Source organism: Streptomyces sp. NPDC007162 (assembly GCF_040634175.1).
Classification (GTDB): domain Bacteria; phylum Actinomycetota; class Actinomycetes; order Streptomycetales; family Streptomycetaceae; genus Streptomyces.
Map to the genome: position 1 here is coordinate 1 of NZ_JBEYFC010001031.1, position 1,253 is coordinate 1,253.

At 65.4% G+C, this 1,253-nt stretch carries 2 protein-coding genes; one reads left to right on the plus strand and one right to left on the minus strand.

The window, feature by feature from the left end; genetic code table 11:
* On the plus strand, positions 1-379 hold a 379-nt coding region (locus ABZ646_RS46910), incomplete at its 5' end, for a Scr1 family TA system antitoxin-like transcriptional regulator (protein WP_360533988.1).
* A 472-nt stretch (positions 380-851) separates the two neighbouring features.
* Here the strand turns inward: ABZ646_RS46910 and ABZ646_RS46915 are convergent.
* Positions 852-1,253 (minus strand): ATP-binding protein (locus ABZ646_RS46915; RefSeq protein ID WP_360533991.1); only part of this gene is annotated, 402 nt, incomplete at its 5' end.

Here is a 1,253-nt window from a genome sequence, read left to right on the forward strand (position 1 = left end):
GAGTTCGAGTCCGGCGCCCAGCAGGCTGCGTACCACTCCCGCATGGCCGAATCCCATGGCGGCGGTGTTGCGGTACCGGCTGTGCAGCGCCGAGACCATGGCGGCACAACTTGGCCACCTGCTCGGCGTCATGGATCTTCAAAACGTCGCCGTAGGCATCGTGCCGTTCTCCGAGCAACGGACTGTGTGGCCCATGCCGACCTTCACGATCTTCGACGACACCAGGGTGCACGCGGACACGCTGGATGCTGCTTCCACCCTCACACAGCCCAGCCAGGTCGAACTGTACGCCCGAGCCTTCGAGCGGCTTGCGCAAGGGGCCGCACGGGGAGCTGCGGCGCGTTCCCTGATAGCTGGTGCATTGGCATCGTTGGACTGAGTGAGGATCGTCCGTGAACGGGTTGGACACGTGACCAACGCCTGACCAACAGCGGCCAGGAACGGGCAGAAACAGCAGGTGAGCATGACCAACCTCCACGGCCTCCAAAGCGGCTAGTGAGGCGTGTTTTCGCAGGTCAGATCAATAATGGGCTGGTGCCCGAGTGGAGAGTTCAAGTCCCCCCTCGGACACAAGCAAGGTTGCTGCGACTCGTCCGCAGCCCCCACTCACGGCCCGTCATTTCGAGCAGCTCACGGGCTGCGTGGTAGCGCCCCAGCCGCAGATCTTGGAGAGCGTTCCGCAGCTCGGTGTCAGCACCGACCGGGCTGACAATCAGGCGCATGTCATCGGGGGCGCCGTTGGGGGCGAAGCGCGCGTATGCGGCACCGGACGCTAAGGAATCAGGCATGGGGGAGGCCTTGAGGGTTAGGGGTGGGCGTAGCGACTTACCGGGTCTTTTGGGGTGAGGAGTTCAGGGCGAGAAGCAGCGCTCCGGTTCCGGAGCGGCAGGGCCCGAACAAGCTGCTGCCGTGGACAAGGGGAGCGTGCACCAGGCGCGGGTGCCGTCTGCGCTGAATCCCCAGCCGCCGCCCGCCTCCTTCGTCACAGCGTCGACGAGGAACAGGCCGCGGCCGTTCTCACTGTCGGCGGACGGGTGCTGCACCGCGGGAGGCTGGGATGGGGTGTAGTCGGCGACCTCAATACGAAGTACGTCGAAGGACGGTAGCCACGCCCGTACCCCGATGGTGTCCGAGCCGCCGTACAGGATGGCGTTCGCGCACATCTCAGAGACGATGAGAAGCACGCAGTCAGTGAGGTCCTCCGGCACTCGGTGATGCTGGCACCAGGCCCGAGCGTCCCGCCGTGCCTGAGT